The sequence below is a fragment of the Shewanella litorisediminis genome (assembly GCF_016834455.1).
GTDB lineage: Bacteria > Pseudomonadota > Gammaproteobacteria > Enterobacterales > Shewanellaceae > Shewanella > Shewanella litorisediminis.
Window position 1 is genome coordinate 3408056 of sequence record NZ_CP069213.1, and the last position, 17590, is coordinate 3425645.

Genomic DNA, 17590 nt, shown 5'->3' on the forward strand with positions numbered 1-17590 from the left:
ACTTTCAAATCTATATCTACCGTCAACAAAATCTTCTTTATACCGATCTAGGCTACTCTCCAGATCTCGCTCAGGATACCAGGGCGGGATTCCACTTTGTGCATAATTTAGCCAAAGAGCAGCTCTGAACGAAATACAGGGCTCCAAGCTGCACGCCGGCGCTTACCTGCAAGGCTGTCTTTCTTGCCATTGTGCTGTTTTATTGCACTTAGTGCCGCACGGTTGAATAGGGCCAAATGTTTAGCACCCTCTGGATCTGACACTTTCAAAGCATCCTCGCGAAAAACAACGTCCAGCACCCAGTGCAGTTGGTTCTCAACGGCCCAGTGGTCGCGGATTGTGCGAGCTGCTTCCTCAGCGTCCACTGGCAGGGAGCTGACGTACCAACGTGACGAACATGATGTGCTACCATTAACAGTCCGCTCGCTGGCGACCTCTATCAGTGACTTTATATGGGGCCATTTCTTTTTCAGGTCTGGTGACAACTCGGCTTCAGTTTGCATCACGGTCCTGCACTCCTTGCGGCCATGACCGGTGTTGGACTGTTCATACGTTTCCAGTTCCTTTGAGTCATAAAGGTTACGGAATGACGCCTGCACTTCCTCAAGCAGCGCTTTTTGATTGGACTTCACCTGGATCACGAAATCGCCTTTGCGCTGTGTAATTGTGCTCATGGTGGCGACCTGGCAGTGCAACGCGTCGAGCGTGACAATTGCGTTATCCAGTGCCAAGGCATCAATCACGTTTCGGGCAATCTCGGCTTCTTTGCCTTTGGTATTCGAACTGTCCTGATAAAGCGTGACACCGTTGCTGACATCGAACGCACTGACGACATGAAGTGCATTTTTAACGTCGTCACTCCACGCACCGCGCATCGTTTTACCGTCAAGAGCGATGACCGACTTACCTTCGCTCTGCCGTTTCTCGTTGATCCAGCTGAACACCGTTTGCAGCAGAAGCTCACTATCCAAGGCTTTGATAATGTTGGCGATACAGTGTCGTCTGGGGATACCATACTCAAACTGGCGGTACTGCCGTAACCAGTCGAGTTGTTCTTCACCGAACTCCTGGATCGACTTCCAGCCGGTTGCACCGCTGAGTACGGCAGAGAGTGTCAGGAAGACTACGTCAACCAAGTTGTGTTTAAGATTGATTTCCTTACGAGGATCGGGCAGTGTTTCAAGGTGTTCCAAAAGATTCATGTCTGTCAGCTGGTTATGACTAATGCTGATCTGATCATAAGGCTGTGTAAAAGTTCAACTCAAAGTGGGATCCTGCCCTGCTCAGGATACAGCTTGGCATAGGATGCTTTTAGCTCAGATTGCATCAAAGGATCTATTTTTTGGTAAAGCTTTGGGAGATTATGACCAAAGGTTACATCACTGGTCTGTTGATAAATACCACCAACTCCAATTGGCGTGAGATTATCTTTGGACAAGAAGCTTTTTAAATAAATTTCTAATGCTATGGCAGCATTTATACCTGCAACCCACCCATACCCCGGAGCACTACCTTTTTCCAACGATTTCTCATTTAACAGAGAGGCCGATATTTGGTAGTCGTTTGCGACGTTCCAAACTTTTATATCTGGAAGTTGAAAAGGGGGCATGATCTCTCCTTAAACATAACGCCGCATTCAGCGGCTTGTCCGCTGCAATGCCTTGTTAGCTGTGGCTGATGATGCTCTATTGATTAAATACTCCCTGATCAATACTAGCTCATTCACCTGAAGTATTTCTCTGACTCTATTTTTAACTTCAACTACGGTGGCATCTTCATCTTTTACTTTTACGTCTCCAATTCCCATTAAATTGCTGAAGACGTCATACATTTCTTCTAGAGCCTTGGTTCTTGCCCCATCTCTATTCTCTTCACCTGAGAGCGCAGATACTAGACCTGAATTTGCACCAATTTTCCTAACCGCTTTCTCAAAAGGCATGAGCTTTTCATCCATCTCTGGCGTAATCCAAGCCGTGTATTCAATCCTTAAAGTGTAAAGATTTCCTGCGTGTTTCAATGCTTCTCTTGTTGGGCCTTCTCTGGTCAGGGTTACAACAGTTTGGTGAACTTCTGCCAAATACCGCTCGCAAAACTCTACATGCTTATCAAATACTGAATTGGCCATGTGCGAAGTCGCGCCTAAGTTAAATAGTTGCTGCCCTTGTTGGATCTCAAGATTTCTTTGATGTGCAGCGTGATCTCGAATTAACTGAAAAAGCGCAGCAGCCAATCCGGCAACACCAGGTAATGAAGCAATACCTTTGTACACATCATTTATTGGGGCGAAGAATGTAATACCTAAGGAAACTCCAACAACAATAGCTATACCGAACCAAAAAACTTTACTCAAGCTCCACACTCCTTTTACAGCTAACATTTGTATAGTGAGACGACTCGTTTATCACCTCAGACCAGTGAAAAACGTGCCGGTGAATGTTCAATGGACTGAATCACTTAGCTGATATCGTCCAGATAAGTTGCCAGTGCAAACCGTGCCGGCACGGTTTCTCGCCTGTTATCTGCCCCGTCTATTTCGCAAGCAACTGTTTTTGAATGGCAAACACCCATCACAGAGAAGCAAAGCGTGCCTGATTAGCATATTCACCCAGCTTACTGACAAGGGCAAAGCCCGGCTTACAGGCAGGGGCAGCGAAGCGCCTTTCTGCTGATGGAATAAACCCTAATTGGAGGGACGTGAGCGGTGAAGTGCATTCCAGGCAATGCCTTTGAACATGGCTACCGCATGGGCTGGAGTAAAATGCTGCGTCCCTGAGAAGTGTTTTTGATCCATCAAATCAGCATCTTGGCATAGGTTTATCCGCCGGGGCAAGTGTGGGAACCGAATTCGCCTTATGCCACAAAAAAAGCCGTGCCTGCTTATCAGCAGCACGGCTTTTTACCAATCCACGTAGGAATACAGGTCTTAGTTCACGGGCTTACATCACGGGCTTATGTAACAAGCTTATGCAACAGGCTTAGATAAACAGCTCGGCGATGTTTTTAAGGTCACCCTTGCCGCTCGCAATCTCATCCGGGGTCAGGCCCGAGACTTCGTGAGGGAACACCAGCCAGTCTTCGGATGAATGGATGTAGTAATCCGGCTTTAAGGGCACGGCGGTGTTTTTGGGCTTGTAGTATGGGCAGGCAATGCGGATATCACGCGGCATGTTAAGGCGCATCAGCTGTGACAGTTTTTCTTTCAGGGCATGGATGCTGCGCCCTGAGTCGAATACGTCGTCCACAATCAGCAGGCTGTCGTCGGCGTTGCAGTTTTCGATGATGTAATGCAGGCCGTGAACCTTGATTTCCTTGCTCTGCTTGTCGGTACCAATGCCATAGTAAGAAGAGGTACGCACGGCGATATGGTCGGTATCGACCTTTTTGAAATCGAAGTATTCCTGCACCGCAATCCCTATGGGTGCACCACCACGCCAGATCCCCACAATAAACTGTGGACGAAAGCCGCTTTCATACACCTGGGCCGCTAGGCGAAATGAATCTTCCAGCAGCTGCTGTGCCGTAATGTAATGTTTGTCTGACATAGAAGCGTCCCCATCATCCTATTGCTGTTTTTTTGGTAATTCGCGGATGAGGCCCAAACCCGGTATCCGCCATGATTTGGGCGCGCATTTTACACAAATTTTTGCCCCGTGACTGCTGCAAGCATAACAAGCCCGAGAAATTCCTCCACTGGCCATAAAAAAATCCACCCAATTGGGTGGATTTTTAGCACTGTGCTTTTTTAGCGGGTAGCGGATTAAACCACGGCCTCAATCACATGGCTGCCTGCCAGTGTACGGGCGCTGTAACCACGGGAGCTTGCCTCGGTGAAGTCTTTCTCCAGAATGGACGAGACATAAATCCAGTCGCTGCGAACCTCGTCCGGGGTGAAGGTCAGCACCATAAAGCCCCTGTCCTTGAGGTTGGCGTACTTGAGACCATCCACCAGCCCCACCACGGCCGCTTCGGTGGCCGGAATTTGTTCGGCCGGCAATTGCAGGTAGTACTCAAGCCCCGGCGACGACACTGAGCTGGTCGCAAACTCCACGCCAACGGCGGCGCCGTTCACGTCCTTGAGTTCGTTGGCCCAGGCGTTGTGGGTATCACCGGCCAGCACCACCAGGTTGGCATTCACCGACTTGGCGGTGCCCAGAATCACTTCACGCTCGTAGGCGTAACCGTCCCAGGCATCCAGGTTGTAAGGAATGGATGGCAGTTGCAGCAGGGCTATCACTTCCGGCGTCAGCTTGTGCTGGTTGGCCGCAAGATACATAAGCTCTTCCTGAGTCAGGGTAGGGTCGCCCGCCTGAGCACGGGCGGCGAGCTGCGCAAGGCCAGCGAGCTCGGCAAACTGAGGTATAGACAGCTGCTGGGTGGCAATGGCCGCAGGCAGCAACATCTTGCCCATCAATACCTGTTGACCCAGTACCTGCCATTTGGCTTCGTTTGCCAGTAACTTGCTTTGCAGCCACAGCAGCTGCAGCGCGCCCAGCATGGTACGGCTGGTGCTGGTAACATCGGCCATAAAGCTGGTGCCGTCGAAGGCGCCGGTGGCGGGGTCTAAGTAGGTTTCAAACTGCAGCTGCTCATCACGGCCAATCAAACGGGTGTCCAGCATGTGCAGGTCAACCAAATCGCCAAAGGCAAAGCTTCTGAAGATTTCTTCGTGGTTGCCTTCGCGCCATGGGCGGATGGGCAGCCACTCAAAGTAGGCCTGCAGCGCCGCCTGCTTACGGGCCTCAAAGTCGCCCTCGCCTTCGTTGTGGTTTTCAGCGCCATCACGCCAGGCATCGTTGCAGACCTCATGGTCATCCCACACTGTGATAAAGGGCACCAGGGCATGGAGCTTTTGCAGGCTGGCATCGCCGCGGTACTGGGCGTAGCGGGTGCGGTAGTCATTCAGGCTAAGGAGTTCATGGGCCGGCAATACCTCACGGCCAAGGGCGGCGGCGTTTTCGCTGGCATAACCGCCACGGGGATATTCGTAGATGTAGTCGCCAAGATGCACCACGGCATCCAGCGAGCCCTGGGCCGCTGCCAGCTCGTACACGTTAAAGTAACCGGCCGGGAAGTTGGCGCAGCTCATTACCGCCAATTTCACCTGGGATACGGCGCCCTCCGGCAGGGTGCGGGTTTTGCCCACCGCCGAGGTTTTATCGCCGCACATAAAGCGGAAGTAATAGGTGCTGCCGGCAGCAAGGCCCATGGCATCCACCTTTACTGTGTAGTCCCTGTCTTTATTGGTCATGGTGCTGCCGTCTGTCACCAACTCGTTGAAGTCGGCATCTTTGGCCACCTGCCAGGACACACTGAGGTCGGCATCGCCCGTGGGGGTCACCCGGGTCCAGATGATCACAGCGTCATGGGCCGGGTCGCCACTGGCCACCCCGTGCATAAAGCTGACCGGCACAGATGGGGCATCATCATCGCTGCTGGAGCAGCCCATCAGGCCATAGGAGACCACTGCGGCACCAACGCCTTTGGCCGACATGGCCAGGAAGTCACGACGTGAATAAGACCGTTTCATTATTATTATTCCTTTGGTTATATGAGAGGTATGAGGTCCAATGAGTCTTAGTTTGCAACATTACTATTACACAAGCATGACGCCCTTGGTAGAGTTTTGCGGACTAGAACATTGAAAAACAACCAGTTAAACAGGATGCTATACTCCTGCTGACCGGATCTGCAGTGGATTAACCGGAATCGAGCCCATGGAGGACGCTATGCAAGTCAAAGACATCATGACCCCCAACCCTGTCTGCATCAGCGAGGGGGCCAGCCTCAAGGATGCACATCTGCTGATGCAATCCCGTGGGGTGCGCCACCTGCCGGTGGTGGGAGAACAGGATGGCCACTACAAGGGCATTCTTACCCACAAAAAAATGATTTCGACTATCGTCAGCCTGCTGAACAAGTATGGTCAGGGCGCACTCGAGCGCAAGGAGCGGCAATATCTGGTGAGTGACCTGATGGACAAAGACGCCCAGCGCCTGAGCGACGATGAGCCATTGGCGGTGGTGGTTGACTACTTTATAGAGAACAAGCTGGGTTGCCTGCCGGTGGTGGACGGCGAGCAAAAGGTGCAGGGGATAGTCACCTCCTCTGACTTTGTGAAGCTGTGCAAAAACCTGCTTTCAAAATAAAAAAAAGCCGGCGAAACGCCGGCAAACACACGCAACAAAGGGAAAGGGTTATACGAGAAACAGAGCAAACACAGGCGCACCCAGCACCATGGCGATGCCGGTGAAAATCATGGTGAGGCTGGCCACCACGGCCTCTTCCTCACCGTATTCACGCGCCTTGGCCGCGCCGGCACCGTGAGCCGATGCCCCAAGGGCAACGCCTCTGGCAAGGGATGAACGCACCCTGCCAAAACGAAACAGCGGCCCGCACAGCAACATACCCACCACACCTGTCATCAACACCACCATGGCCGTTAATTCGGGCACACCGCCAAAGGCCGTGGTGGCTTCCATGGCAAAGGGGGTGGAGACAGAACGCACCAGCACGCTGTGGCCAATTTCAGGCGGCAGGGCAAAGAGTTTCACCAGTCCCCAGGACGACACCAGCCCCAGCAGCAAGCCGGCCATCACGCCCAATGTGAGGGTGATGGGGTAGCGGCGGATAAGGGCCCGCTCACGGTAAATGGGCAGCGCAAAAGCGATGGTGGCAGGCCCCAGCAGGAGCACCAGAAAATGGGTGTACTCGAAATAGCTGGGCAGCGGGATATCCAGCAGCAAGACAGCGGCAATAATCAGTAAGGGCGCCAGCAGAATAGGCGCAGCCCACCAGTAGCCCAAGCGGCTATATAACCGCTTGGCACCGTAATAGCCCATCAGGGTAATCACTAAACTCAGCAGCGCCAGACTGGTATGACTCATTACAGGCGCCCTCCGGCGCGGGCCAGGTGTAAGCCACGCTCAAACTTAAAGGCCTTGTCCACCACCCAGGCGGTGCCCAACAGCACGGTTACGCTGCCCGCCACCAAAAAGCCCAGCATGCGGGCGCCATATTGCTCAATCATGGCTTCATACTGAATGACTGAGATCACCGGCGGAATGAAAAACAGCAGCAGGTCCCCCAGCAGCCAGGCCGCACCGGCCTGCAGGGCCTTTTCGGGCACCCACTTAAGCGACAAAAGCGCCAGCAATACACCGAGCCCCACCACGCCGCCGGGCACCGGCAGCGCAAAATACAGCACCAGCCCATGGGCGAGCCAGGCGAGCAAACAGATAGCCGCCGCCTGCAGCAGGGTCAGGCTGGCCCTTTTGGCACCGGATTTGAGTCTGACTTTGCCTTCACTGAGGGTCATGGTGGCTATCACTGTGAAAAATGGAATGTGCTTAGTGTAGGTTTGCCATTTGAATAAAAAAAATGAATATTAAGCATAGATAGCATTACTAAAGGATATTTAATTGGATCTCAGGGCCATCAGATACTTTATGGAGGTGGTGGATGCCGGTGGCTTTGCCAAGGCCTCAGAGAAGGTGCATCTCACCCAACCGGCGCTGTCAAAGGCGGTACGCCTGCTGGAAGAGAGCCTGGATCTCCAGCTTATCGAGCGGGGCAAGCGTGGGGTGAATTTACGCCTCACCCCCGCTGGTGAGGTGGTCTATTGCCATGGTTTGGCCCTGCTGGCCACCCGTGATGACATGCTGGCCGAGCTTGAAGCCATGCGAAGCCTCAGGGGCGGCCGGCTCAAGTTTGGGCTGGCGCCCCTTGGCAGCGCCGAGCTGTTCGCCCCTGTCATCGCCCGCTTTCGCAGCCTCTATCCCAAGATTGATATGCAATTGCTTGTGCGCGGCGGCATTGAGCAAACCAATGCGCTGCGCAAAGGCGAGATTGAGCTGGCCACCGGCATCACGGCGCTGGACAGCGAATTTGAAGGGCTGCGCATTCGCAAGGACCCTATGGTGGTGGTATTGCCCAAACAGCACAGACTGGCGCACCGTCGGGAGCTGCGATTGCAGGAGCTGGCCGACACGGCCCAGATTTTGTTTGAGCCGGAATACGCCCTGCATCAGCTGGTGTTTGAGGCCTGTGAGCGGGCGGGATTTATTCCGGCCAATGTCACCCGGGTCAGCCACCCGGACTTTGGCATTGCCCTGGTGGCCGCCGGTACAGGAGCCATGATATTGCCAAGCTATATTGCCGAGCGCCACGCGGTGACGGGGGTTATTGCCGTGCCACTGAAAGAAACCGACCTGCACTGGGAGCTGTCGCTCTTCTGGCGCAGAGGCCAACCACTCTCCTTTGCGGCAGAGGCCATGATAGCCCTGGTGCGCGAGCGTCTGTCTGGCGCTGTGGATCAGGGGCCGATATAACCGTTTTCCTGCTGCGCCATCCATCATCAGGCCGGGCGCGGCAGGCGCCCTTCCCGATAGAATGCTTCCACTTCATAGTACCGCGGCAGATGCCCCCGGCCGCGTTCGGTAAAGGCGAGTCTTGCCGGTTCCAGCTGACATATCCAATAAGTCTGGTCCAAAGGCCCGGACGCCATCACACCCGGGTCTGCCACCGCCAGATTGACACCTCCCGGCTCACGGGCCGAATAACTGCGGATGAGCTGGCAGTGGCGGTCCAGTAACTGCTGCCCCAGTGCCTGGGTAAAACGATAGTCCTCACCGTGGGTCAGCTGTTGCTGCAGAGTGCCATCGGCAATTCGGGTGAGATCGGCGCAGCGCACGGCGCTGAGCAACACCCTGAACATCATGTGTTCCGAGTGCAGAACGCCCTGGTAAGGCACGGCCATGTCCTGCAAAAAGATAAAACGGTAGTAGGCCACCTCGGTCAGACAGGTTTGAGCCGACTCGCTGCCATAAAAAAAACTTGGCATCAGGCGGGTACCAAAGCGCGAGCCGTGCCTTAAGGGCGGGTAACGAAAGGGCGTTTTCAGCAGATAGTGCAAGTGGGCCGTGCCCTCCCGGTAAGGGGGTTTGGCACCGTCCAGCAGGCTTTCCAGCAGCATTTGCTCGTCAAAATTATCGACCAGGCTCAGGGTTGCCGCCTCTTCCTGCGACTCCACCAAACGGTAGCAACTGCCCTCATAGGGCAAATCGATACACTCAGCCGGGATTGAAAGTAAGTCCATTTACACCTTGCCACGCATGGCATCGAGATATTGATTCACGCTGACCAGCCCCACCACAGACTTGACCAGCTCCCGGGGAGTGCCCCCCAGTGCATGGTTGGGGCTGTTGAGCCAATGGCGCATAAAGTCCTGCTGGCCGCCCGCCAGGGCATAGAGCGAGCGGTACAACCGCACCAACTGCAGCTGCAACTCCCCTTGTTTTGACTCGGGTTTAAAGCCATTGGCGGCATTGCGACTCAGGGTGCTGGGGTTAACGCCTATGATATGGCTGGCTTCGGCATTGGTCAGTTCCAGCGCCTGACAGGCATGGATAAAGGCCTTGAATAAGACCCCGGATGCTGTGGGTTTGGCGATAGCTGACATGGTGGGCGCTCCTGACGGTCACTGAAGATATTTTAGCCACCAACAAAGTGCATTTGCAAACAACAAAAAAAATTAATGCATTTGCAACCACGCAAGACCTATATATCTAAATCAGAAACGGATAAAACAGCGTATATATTCAAATTATTTTTGAAACAATAGTCAGTCAAAGCCGATTGTTTTTGCAATGGACACCAGTAGAATGCCTGCCATATCCCCCAGCATTTTCGTGGAGAATCCCATGCAGGAACTCAGTTTGCTCGTGCAAAAGCGTCACACCAGCAAGGCGTTTGACCCTTCCCGGATAATCAGCCCGGAGCAGATTGCCGAACTCAAAACCCTGTTGCAGTTTGCCCCTTCGTCCACCAACTCGCAGCCCTGGCACTTTGTGCTGGCTTCCACTGCCGAAGGTAAGGCGACCATCGCCAAGGCCACCGAGCAGTTTGCCTTCAACACCCCGAAAATCCTCAATGCCTCCCATGTGGTGGTGCTCTGTACCAAGACACAAATGGATGAAGAGCACCTGCGCAAAGTACTGGCTCAGGAAAAGGCCGATGGCCGCTTCGCCAGTGACGAAGCCATGCAAAATCAGCACAATGGCCGCTCATTCTTCGTCAATATGCACAGATACGAGCTCAAAGACGCCCAGCACTGGATGGAAAAGCAAGTGTATCTGGCGTTGGGAACCCTGCTTTTGGGTGCGGCTGCGCTGGAAATCGATGCCTGCCCCATTGAGGGCTTTGATGCCACTGCACTGAACAAGGAGCTTGGCCTCAGGGAAAAAGGTTTGTGCGCTTCTGTGGTTGTGGCCCTGGGTTACCGCTCCGGCGATGACTTCAACGCGGCGCTGCCCAAGTCACGTCTGCCTCAGGCAGAAATTTTTACTGAGCTCTGACATCGAGCGCTGATGCTTGTCGCCCCGGCATATTCCTGTCCTGTCGGGGCAACTTCTTTGTTCATAATTAATTCGCATTTGTCATCCCGTCACCCTGTGGCATAGTGGTTCGAGTCACAATTCAGGATGAATCGCGCCTATGCTGCTGCCACCGCTGGTTCCGTTAATCGACAACAATACGACCGAAGTATCAGCCCACAAAGGCGACAATCCCCTCATCTGGCCCCTGCTCAGTTTGCTGCAAAAGTCGGTGCAGGGATGGAAAGTGCATCACCTCGCCAGCGAACTGCAATCCCAGGGCTTGATGCACAACCTGGATCCCGCGCCGGAAAAAGACCTCTTTAAACGTAATTTTTTGCTGATGAATGCCCTGTTTGAGCTGCAGGACATGCTGCTGCCCAACCAATGGGTGCAAACCCAGGCCATGGATATCCGCATCCTGCGCCTTATCCCGAATGACATCGACCTTATCCAGCATCAGGAAGCGGGGCTGAAGAGCTATTACCTCGACTGGGGCAATTACGACACCAGCACCAATGTGGTGCGCGAGATGCTTGAATCCTTCTGGACCAGCTACAAAGACTACATCGGTATCAATGGCCGGGTGATGCACCTCACCCAGGCACTGCGGGTATTCGAACTCGATGCCAGCGCCAGTGACAGAGACATTCGACGTCAATGGCGCAGGCTGGCGCTGAAATGGCACCCCGACAGACAGGGCGGCGATGCGGCGCGATTCCGGGAAGTATGTGAAGCCTGGCAGGCGCTGAGGGTACGGGAGTCGGCCTAGTCACCGTCAAGCCATGCCAATTCATCGAAGTTAAGCACAGATCACAGTTACACACGGGCTTTTGCCAGCGGATTCAGAGATAATTAAGCCTTTCCTTTCAAACTGTTTTACGTGAACTTTCCAGTTTGAAACTTAACACGCCTGATTCCCGGAGCCATTATGCACAAACGTCTGACGCTGGCAGCCACTCTGGCCGCCCTGCCATTTTGCGGCTTTGCCGCCGATTTTGTCGAAGGCAAACATTATGTCCAGGTCTCTGACCAGGCACCCAGCAAGTCACCCAAGGTGACTGAATTTTTCTCTTTCTACTGCCATAACTGCTTCAACATGGAAGTCATGTACCTGCCCGCCATCAAACAAGGGTTGAAGGAAGGTATCAGCTTTGACACCAAGCATGTGGACTTTATGAACAGCGACATAGGTACCGAGGTGATGCGTGCGCTGGCAGTGATCCACGGCAGTGACAAGCAAGGCGAGCTGACCCATGCCATGTTTGCCGCCATTCAGGGCGCCGACGGTGGTCAGGGCCATCACGACCACAGTGCCCCCGGCCATTCCCACGAGCCTGAAATCAACAGCCGTGACGACATCAAGGCGGTGTTTGCCAAGTTTGGTATTGACGGCGCCACCTACGACAAGTTGGCCGACAGCAAGGAAACCGATGCCAAGCTGGCACTGTGGCGTCAGCAACAGCAAGCCTTTGAAGTGCAGTCCGTTCCAAGCTTTGTGGTGAACGATAAGTATCGGGTGAACCTGCAGGAAATCCGTACCCTGGAAGAGCTCAGCGCCCTGATTAACTATCTGGCCACTGAAAAAGATGCCGCCGAAGACAAGGGTGGCAGCCTGGGTTGGGCGGTGCTCGCCATGCTGGCACTGGCCGCCATGGGTCGCAGACGCCTGGTGTAAGCCAGCCCCGCAGCCCTGAGCCAAACCCAGGGCGCAACCCCAAGCACAGCTCCGCCCTCGCGGGGCTTTTTATTGGCCTCTTTTCCTGGCTAACCTTTATTGCCCGGCTTTTATTACCCAAGCTTTATTGACCAGTATTCAGCCAAATTCCGCCATCCTTAACCCCCGCGTTACAATTTATAAATAGAAGTAAAACCATCTAGACGTCTAAATTGACAGATGGCTGGCTATCTCATATTCTTTCGCCTAAGTTGTCGGGAGATGAAGCCGTAACGACACAAATATTCAGCGAAATCGTGGTGATGCAGGAAGAACCCGCCATTTCGCCCCCGATAAAGAGAGATAACCTTGAATCAATCCCCAGACACTCAGGGCAACGCAAGTGCTGCTTCATTCGTTGCCCTGCTGCCACTGTTTCTGTTTTTGGCGCTGTTTATTGGCGCCGGTGTGTACTTTAGCGGCCAGGGCGTAGACTTTGCCTTCTATCAGTTGCCCAGTGTGGTGGCCATTCTGCCCGCCATAGTGCTGGCACTGCTGCTGTCAAAGCAGAAACTGAATCAGGCCATCGACACCTTTATTGGTGGTATTGGCCACAGCAATATCATTGCCATGTGCTTGATTTACTTGCTTGCGGGTGCCTTTGCCTCGGTGGCCAAGGCCACGGGTGGCGTGGATGCCACGGTCGCCCTCGGCCTGTCACTCATCCCTTTTGATCTGCTGCTGCCGGGCTTTTTTGTGATTGCAGCCTTTATTGCCACCGCCATGGGCACCTCAATGGGCACCATAGCTGCCGTTGCGCCCATTGCTCTGGGTGTTTCCCAGGAGGCCGATATTTCGCTGCCGCTGATGGCCGGTGCCATCATTTCCGGCGCCCTCTTCGGCGACAACCTGTCCATCATTTCCGATACCACCATCGCCGCAACCCGAACCCAGGGCTGTGACATGAAAGACAAGTTCCGCGAAAACCTGATTTTCGCACTGCCGGCATCACTCATCACCCTGCTGGCCTTTGCCCTTGCGGGCCAGGGTGAAGCCAATGTGGCGCCCCAGTCGGTGGATTTCATCAAGGTGCTGCCTTATCTGTGCATCCTGTTTTTGGCGGTCGCGGGGCTGAACGTATTCGTGGTACTGGGCATTGGGATTCTGCTGGCCGGATTTGTCGGCATGTTCACCACTGACTACAGCTGGGTCAACTTCAGCAAAGATATCTATGCCGGTTTTGGCAACATGCAGGAAATCTTTATCCTGTCCATGTTGGTGGGAGGCCTTGCCGCGCTGATGCAGCAGCAAGGTGGCCTTGCCTTTGTCAGCCGTTTTATCGAAAGATTGATTGCCCGTTTTTCCAAGGCGAAGGGCGAAGCCTCCTGCCGCGCGGCCGAACTGGGTATGGCCGGCATAGTGTCTTTGACCAATGCCTGTGTCGCCAACAACACTGTCTCCATCGTGATAAGCGGTGATATCGCCCGGGAGCTTGCTCAAAAGCACGGTGTCAGTGCCAAGCGCAGCGCCAGTGTGCTCGATATCTTTTCCTGTATTGTTCAAGGACTTATTCCGTACGGCGCCCAGGCATTGCTGATAGGCGCAACCTTTGCCATCACCCCCCTGGAGGCAGTATCCTATGCATGGTACTGCATGATATTGGCGCTGGTTGCCGTTCTGATTGTGACGTTCAGGAAACGTCACTGAGGATCGGCTGCCGCCCCCGGGAAACCCTATGACAATCAAAGACAGCAACGACTATGGACAGTTTGATCCTCACCGACTGGTGTTTCATATGTCCATTGGCGGCGTGATGATTTGTGCCTTTGGCGCGGCTGTCTCCATCATGTCTGTGCTGGGTACCCTGGGGTGGCAGGTAATCAATCTTCGAATCGACCGTCTGGGGGACTATTTGAGTTCCCCTCTGGCCTACGTCTATAACATCTGCCTGCTGTTCGCCGGCGCCAGTTTCGTGATTGCCATGCTGGGGCTTTTCAGCATGCGCTATAACAGTTTCAGCCGCTATATTGCCATCATTGGCGGCTGCACTGGGCTTGGCATCATGCTGCTGGGTATTTATCCCTATAACGACCCCGACTCCCACCGACTGGCTGCGCTGGTTTTTGTGACCTCAAGTCTTGCCATGTTTGTGCTGCTGATATTTACCCGCCGCAACAATCAGGAACTGTGCAGCTCACCCATGTTCTTTGTGGCCCTGGTTGGGCTGGCCTCCAGTATTGGTTTGCTCGCGCAGATAGACCCGCAGACCTTGGATTATATGCCCTGTGGCCCGCTGGAAGAGCTCTGTCCGGTGGCCATGACCATGTGGATACACACCTCGGCGACCATGCTGGCCGGTATTGGTCTGGCGCTGATGGCCCGCTCCCTTATCCATCAGGCGCTGGAAGAGCGCCGCCTCAAATCTTGAGTGACAGCGACTTAACCAAAGGCACCCGCCTGTGTAAATATCTGGCCGAGGCCGGTGTCGCCTCACGGCGCGGCGCATCGCGTTTGATAGAGGCCGGCCGAGTGTGTATTGATGGCCAGCCCGCCGCCCACAGCGACAGGGTGTTTGGCTCAAGCCAAGTGACCCTGGATGGCGAGCCCCTGTATCCAGCTCAGGCCAAGACGTACTTCCTTTACCACAAACCCGTTGGCATCGACTGCCGCCTGCGCCCGGACGATCCATACAGCCTTATTCATCATTTACCCGCCGATTTACGGCTATTCCCCGCCGGACGGCTGGACAAAGACTCCCGCGGCCTCTTGCTGCTGACCAATGATGGCGAGCTGACACAGCGCCTGATGCACCCGGACTTTCACCATGAAAAAGGCTATCTCATCACTCTGAATAAAGCGCCAAAGCCCGGGGACATTGCGGCCATTGCGGCGGGTTTGGATTACGGTGAGGGCCCTACCCGCCCCTGCCGGATTGCAGTCGCCACCGATAACAGCCATTCGACGGAAGACAGCAGTACGCACAGGGTAAGAATGTGGCTGACCCAGGGTAAGAAGCGCCAAATCCGCCGGCTGTGGCGGGCACGGGGCTACCTTGTGGTGGATTTGTTGAGGGAGTCGATTCAAAGCCTGACGCTGGGCGAGCTTGGTGAAGGCCAGATACGAGCGCTCAACGAGACAGAGCGCCTCACACTCCTGGCAGCGCTGGGCCAGAAATGAAGGCAGTACTGAACCGCGAATGATGGCAACGCAGGGCCAAAGCTGATTAAGGATATTGCAGCATAAAAAACGGGGCCAAATGGCCCCGTTTTTATTCAGTCACAGACTGTTATTCAACGATTTCCATCTCGGCCAGCAGGTTGTCTGCATTGTCGAGATACTTCATCACCCACAGCATGTAACGGCTGTCGACGTGGATGGAGCGGTTGATGTTGTCGTCGTAGTTCCAGTCACCGATGATGCTCTCGTAAACGCCATCAAACAGCAGACCAACCAGTTCGGCGCGGCCGTTCAGCGTTGGAGAACCTGAGTTGCCGCCAGTGGTATCCACGGTGGACAGGAAGTTAACCGGCACTGAGTCGATGTCTTTCACATAGAAATCACCGTACTGCTTGGCTTCAATCAGCTCCAGCTGCTTCTTGGGGGCATCGAATGGGTCAACGCCAGTGTCTTTCTGGGTGATACCCTCAAGACGGGTGAATGGCACGGCATAGAGGCCATCTTTTGGCGAGTAGCCCTTCACGTTACCGTAGGTCACACGCAGGCTGGAGTTGGCATCGGCGTAAACCGGCTTACCCAGCTCGTTGTTGTAGGCAATGATGGCTTCCATGTAGGCAGGACGCACCTTCATCAGCTCACCGGCCAGTTCCTTCTGAGCCTTTTCACGGGCCATGGTGGTGTCGAAGGTGGCAACGGCCAGCTGAATGAATGGGTCCTTGCTGGCTTTAAAGTCATCAACTGACTTGTCCATCCAGGCCATACGCACGTCTTTGTTGCCGATTTCGGTCTTGTCGTACATTTTGTCGAGCTGCTTCTTAAGCTTCTTCTCGTCAAACTTTTTACCTATACCGAAGAAGGCATCGATGTCAGCACGGCGCTTGTCAGCTGGCAGGGCGGCGTAGTGTTTAAGCATTTCAAACAGCACGACCTTATCCACACTGGCATCATAACGACGGTCGATACGCTCAAGGCCGGCGGTAAAGCGGGTCATATCGCGTTCCTGGAAGCCCGGCTCACGCTCCATGTCCGGCAGCTGCTTTTCATGGGCCAGACGATACAGGCGCGCGGCAGTGCTCATGGGGGTGGAGTAACTCATGTAGCCGAGGATCAAATCCAGCTCCTGGGTCTTGTTGCCTTCTGCAACCAGACGCTCGAGGTCAGCCAGGGTTTGACCATATTTGGCCTGACGCTTGGCATCGGCCTTGATCCAGTTGGCCAGCTCAGCTTCACGGGCCTTGCGGTCTTCCAGCATGGTGGACTTACCGTAAAACTCGATCATGGAGGCGAAGTTTTTCGCGTAGTTGGCGAGGCTTGCCAGGGTGCTTTCGTACTTGATACGGGCATCGCTGCCTTCAGGGGCGCTGGTCTTGATGATGTCGATGATCTGTTCACGCAGCTCGCGGCTCGCCGGGTAGTTCCAGGTGAACTGGTTTTCGACTTCAGAGGCGGTGCGGTAGCGGTTGGTACGGCCGGGATAGCCGGTGACCATCACAAAATCGCCATCCTTCAGCCCCTTGGCAGACACTTTCAGGAAGCTCTTTGGCTCGTAAGGCACGTTGTCCTTGGAGAAATCCGCCGGCTTGCCATCTTTACCCACGTAGGCGCGGTAGAAGGAGTAGTCACCGGTATGACGCGGCCACATCCAGTTGTCGATGTCACCGCCGTATTTGCCCACGCTGCCCGCTGGGTTATGCACCAGACGCACGTCGCGGATTTCCATCTGCTTGATGAGGTAGTATTCCAGACCGCCGTGGAAGCTGTATACGTTACAGCGGTAGCCGTCTTCTTTTTCACACTCAGCAACCAGCGCCTTCTCTTTGGCCTCTACGCCCTTGTAGAAAGCATCGCCCTCAAGGGACTCAAGACCTTCATTGATTTGCGCGGTGACATTGGTTACAGACTCGGTCACGTAAACACGTGAGCCCGGGGCAGCTGGGAGCTCTTCATCGAAGCTCTTGGCCAGAAAACCATCCGCCAGCAGATTCTTTTCGGCAGTGGAGTTGTACTGGATGGAGCCGTAGGCACAGTGATGGTTGGTGACCACCAAGCCTTTGGGAGAAACGAATGATGCAGTACAGCCACCCAGGCTGATAACGGCATTCATCGGGAATTCGGTCAGTTTGGAGATGGACTCAGGGTCGATTTCCAGTCCCTTGGCTTTCAACGTCTCGGCCAGCGCAGGAAGCTGATGTGGCTGCCACATACCTTCGTCTGCCTGGGCACCGAAGGCGGCCGCAATGGCGGCAGTCAGTAACCATTTTTTCATTGTGTTATTCCATTGTTTGTTTTGATGATGTCGAGCGCATTGCCGTGCCCAATTACCCATTTAATCAAGTCATTGATGTTTGGTGTAAAACGTCAGACAACTCAAATGGCGGATACAAAA

Annotated in this window: 18 protein-coding genes; 8 read left to right on the top strand and 10 right to left on the bottom strand. The window is 54.3% G+C overall.

The window, feature by feature from the left end:
- Positions 1-107: 107 nt before the first annotated feature.
- The 5 genes from JQC75_RS15035 to JQC75_RS15055 all read right to left on the bottom strand — a co-directional run bounded on the left by JQC75_RS15035 (position 108) and on the right by JQC75_RS15055 (position 5527).
- Entirely contained in the window at positions 108-1202 is a 1095-nt protein-coding gene (locus tag JQC75_RS15035) for an ISAs1 family transposase (protein WP_203324635.1), read from the bottom strand.
- Between the two features lie 59 nt (positions 1203-1261).
- Positions 1262-1609 carry a hypothetical protein gene (locus tag JQC75_RS15040; protein ID WP_203324848.1) on the bottom strand — a complete coding sequence of 116 codons (348 nt, stop codon included), beginning with the start codon at positions 1607-1609 and terminating at the stop codon, positions 1262-1264.
- A 27-nt stretch (positions 1610-1636) separates the two neighbouring features.
- Positions 1637-2350, bottom strand: coding sequence for a hypothetical protein (locus tag JQC75_RS15045; protein WP_203324849.1), 714 nt, complete (start codon positions 2348-2350; stop codon positions 1637-1639).
- A 625-nt stretch (positions 2351-2975) separates the two neighbouring features.
- A complete protein-coding gene (locus JQC75_RS15050) occupies positions 2976-3542 on the bottom strand; it encodes a phosphoribosyltransferase (protein WP_203324850.1) in 567 nt (188 codons plus the stop codon).
- A gap of 215 nt (positions 3543-3757) precedes the next feature.
- Complete coding sequence (locus JQC75_RS15055; protein WP_203324851.1) at positions 3758-5527, bottom strand: alkaline phosphatase D family protein; 1770 nt, start codon at positions 5525-5527, stop codon at positions 3758-3760.
- A 199-nt stretch (positions 5528-5726) separates the two neighbouring features.
- Between JQC75_RS15055 and JQC75_RS15060 the strand changes: the two genes are divergently transcribed.
- Positions 5727-6146, top strand: coding sequence for a CBS domain-containing protein (locus tag JQC75_RS15060; RefSeq protein WP_203324852.1), 420 nt, complete (start codon positions 5727-5729; stop codon positions 6144-6146).
- Between the two features lie 48 nt (positions 6147-6194).
- On the opposite strand, the gene JQC75_RS15065 is transcribed toward JQC75_RS15060, so the two are convergent.
- Both JQC75_RS15065 and JQC75_RS15070 read right to left on the bottom strand, forming a co-directional pair.
- On the bottom strand, positions 6195-6884 hold the full coding sequence (locus JQC75_RS15065; RefSeq protein WP_203324853.1) for an LrgB family protein: 690 nt from the start codon (positions 6882-6884) through the stop codon (positions 6195-6197).
- Complete coding sequence (locus JQC75_RS15070; protein ID WP_203324854.1) at positions 6884-7315, bottom strand: CidA/LrgA family protein; 432 nt, start codon at positions 7313-7315, stop codon at positions 6884-6886. The genes JQC75_RS15065 and JQC75_RS15070 overlap by 1 nt, the downstream gene beginning before the upstream one ends.
- A 103-nt stretch (positions 7316-7418) precedes the next feature.
- Between JQC75_RS15070 and JQC75_RS15075 the strand changes: the two genes are divergently transcribed.
- The gene (locus JQC75_RS15075) at positions 7419-8327 is read left to right on the top strand and encodes a LysR family transcriptional regulator (protein ID WP_203324855.1); all 909 of its coding nucleotides are present in this window, start codon (positions 7419-7421) and stop codon (positions 8325-8327) included.
- A 26-nt stretch (positions 8328-8353) separates the two neighbouring features.
- Here JQC75_RS15075 and JQC75_RS15080 read toward each other — a convergent pair whose 3' ends face one another.
- Together JQC75_RS15080 and JQC75_RS15085 are read right to left on the bottom strand one after the other, a co-directional pair.
- Positions 8354-9094 carry an RES family NAD+ phosphorylase gene (locus tag JQC75_RS15080; protein WP_203324856.1) on the bottom strand — a complete coding sequence of 247 codons (741 nt, stop codon included), beginning with the start codon at positions 9092-9094 and terminating at the stop codon, positions 8354-8356.
- The gene (locus tag JQC75_RS15085; RefSeq protein WP_203324857.1) at positions 9095-9457 is read right to left on the bottom strand and encodes an MbcA/ParS/Xre antitoxin family protein; all 363 of its coding nucleotides are present in this window, start codon (positions 9455-9457) and stop codon (positions 9095-9097) included.
- 241 nt (positions 9458-9698) lie between these two features.
- On the opposite strand from JQC75_RS15085, the gene nfsB reads away from it, so the two are divergent.
- From nfsB to JQC75_RS15115, 6 genes are all read left to right on the top strand, one after another.
- Complete coding sequence (gene nfsB / locus JQC75_RS15090) at positions 9699-10352, top strand: oxygen-insensitive NAD(P)H nitroreductase (RefSeq protein ID WP_203324858.1); 654 nt, start codon at positions 9699-9701, stop codon at positions 10350-10352.
- A gap of 139 nt (positions 10353-10491) precedes the next feature.
- Positions 10492-11142: a DNA-J related domain-containing protein gene (locus JQC75_RS15095; RefSeq protein WP_203324859.1), complete on the top strand. Its 651-nt coding sequence runs from the start codon at positions 10492-10494 to the stop codon at positions 11140-11142.
- A gap of 159 nt (positions 11143-11301) precedes the next feature.
- On the top strand, positions 11302-12048 hold the full coding sequence (locus tag JQC75_RS15100; RefSeq protein ID WP_203324860.1) for a thiol:disulfide interchange protein DsbA/DsbL: 747 nt from the start codon (positions 11302-11304) through the stop codon (positions 12046-12048).
- A gap of 348 nt (positions 12049-12396) precedes the next feature.
- Positions 12397-13734 carry a Na+/H+ antiporter NhaC family protein gene (locus JQC75_RS15105; protein WP_203324861.1) on the top strand — a complete coding sequence of 446 codons (1338 nt, stop codon included), beginning with the start codon at positions 12397-12399 and terminating at the stop codon, positions 13732-13734.
- A gap of 28 nt (positions 13735-13762) precedes the next feature.
- The gene (locus tag JQC75_RS15110; protein WP_203324862.1) at positions 13763-14455 is read left to right on the top strand and encodes a hypothetical protein; all 693 of its coding nucleotides are present in this window, start codon (positions 13763-13765) and stop codon (positions 14453-14455) included.
- On the top strand, positions 14452-15204 hold the full coding sequence (locus JQC75_RS15115) for a pseudouridine synthase (RefSeq protein WP_203324863.1): 753 nt from the start codon (positions 14452-14454) through the stop codon (positions 15202-15204). The genes JQC75_RS15110 and JQC75_RS15115 overlap by 4 nt, the downstream gene beginning before the upstream one ends.
- A 109-nt stretch (positions 15205-15313) precedes the next feature.
- Here the strand turns inward: JQC75_RS15115 and JQC75_RS15120 are convergent, their stop codons facing one another.
- Positions 15314-17470, bottom strand: coding sequence for a S46 family peptidase (locus JQC75_RS15120; RefSeq protein WP_203324864.1), 2157 nt, complete (start codon positions 17468-17470; stop codon positions 15314-15316).
- Positions 17471-17590: the final 120 nt, after the last annotated feature.